Raw genomic sequence first — 1529 nt, 5'->3', positions numbered from 1 at the left:
CACCCCTCACCGCACCCCTCACCGCACCCCTCACCCTGGCGGAGCACGGGCTCTGGCAGGGCGAGGGGTGTCCGCGGTTTCAGCGGCGCCTACCGCTCGCGGCCGGTGTCACCCGGTCCGGCGACGGCGGCTACCAGGTCCGCAGGGCCCGGCGCCCGGTCGGGGGAACGGCAAGGGAGCCGGCCGGCGGTGGCGGCCTGGAACGGTTCGCGGCGGGCCTGAAGCGGTTCGCGGCGGCCCGGAGTGCCCGGCGGTCGTGTTCGACGGCGAGCGCGGGCCGGCCGCCGGGGCGGGCGACACGCTCGCCGGTGTGGTCGCCGTCGAGCTGCGGGACGGTCTGATCGCGGATGTGCGGGTGGTACTGAACCCGGACAGACTGGGCTTTGCGCGCCGCCGGCCGGCCCGGCCTCGGCCGTCCCCTGTCACATTCGACGGCGGCTGGCCTGTCTCTGCCGGCGAGGGGCGCTCCGTCCGGGAGCGCCCCGTGTCCGAAGGGGCTGAACCCATGACCACGATCCTGGTGACCGGCGGTACCGGAACCCTCGGCCGGCTAGTCACCCGGCGACTGCGGGCGGACGGGCACGAGGTAAGGGTGCTCAGCCGGCACGCCCAGCCGTACGCCGTCGATCTGCGGGCCGGCGGCAGCGGGCTGGACGCGGCCGTCGCGGGCGTGGACACGGTCGTGCACTGCGCAAGCAGTCCGCGCGGCGGGGACGAGCAGGCGGCCGGCCATCTGATCGGGGCGGCGCGGCGAGCCGGGGTGGGACACCTGGCGCACATCTCCATCGCGGCGTCGACCGGGTACCGCTCGGCTACTACCGGACCAAGCTCGCCGTGGAGCGACGGGTCGAGGAGTCGGGGCTCGGCTGGACGATCCTGCGCACCACCCAGTTCCACGACCTGCTGGCGCAGGTCTTCCAGGTGCTCGCCGAGCCGCCGGTGATGGCGCTGCCGGCCGGGGTGGCCGACCAGCCGGTCGAGGTGGCGGAGGTCGCCGGCCGGCTGGCGGAGCTGGCGCTCGGCGGGCCCGTGGGGCGGGCCGAGGACATGGGCGGGCCGCAGGTGCGGTCGCTGGAGTCGCTGGCCCGGGCGTATCTGTCGGCGACGGGACGCCGCAGGCCGCTGCTGCGGGTGCCGCTGGCGGGCGCGGCGTACCGCGGCTTTCGCGCGGGCCACCATCTCACCCCCGGACTGGCCGTGGGCAAGGGCACGTTCGAGGAGTATCTGGCGGCGCGGTTCGCGGGTGCCCGCCCCGGGCGATAGCGCCCCGGGTCAACGCTCCGGCGGCGCGAACAGCTCGTCCTGGGCTCGGTCCCGGGCGGTCAGCAGTGCGCCGCGCAGGACCGCTCCGCCGCCCAGAGCGCTCGGCCGCACCTCGGTGGCCAGCGGTGACATCCGCCGGATCCGCGCCTCCACCCGCGCGGCGAGCACCGCTCCCCCGGCCTGCCCCACCTCGCCGCCCAGCACCACGCACCCGGGGTCCAGCACGGCCACGACGGAGGCCACCCCCACGGCGAGCCGGTCGGCGA

2 protein-coding genes and 1 pseudogene are annotated in these 1529 nt (G+C 76.8%); 2 read left to right on the top strand and 1 reads right to left on the bottom strand.

From position 1 onward, the window contains the following. Window positions 1-341, top strand: a 341-nt coding sequence (locus CCN42_RS44025) for a hypothetical protein (RefSeq protein WP_211294913.1), incomplete at its 5' end; no start/stop codon positions are given. 164 nt (window positions 342-505) lie between these two features. After that, window positions 506-1263: pseudogene (locus CCN42_RS40610) on the top strand (SDR family oxidoreductase). A gap of 9 nt (window positions 1264-1272) precedes the next feature. On the opposite strand, the gene CCN42_RS40605 reads toward CCN42_RS40610, so the two are convergent. Then, the coding region (locus CCN42_RS40605) for an ROK family protein (protein ID WP_143662265.1) at window positions 1273-1529 on the bottom strand (257 nt) is incomplete at its 5' end.

It is taken from the genome of Streptomyces glaucescens, assembly GCF_002154375.1.
Lineage (GTDB): Bacteria > Actinomycetota > Actinomycetes > Streptomycetales > Streptomycetaceae > Streptomyces > Streptomyces glaucescens.
Note: the sequence above shows the minus strand (reverse complement) of the source record. Positions and strands in the feature narration are given on the sequence as shown.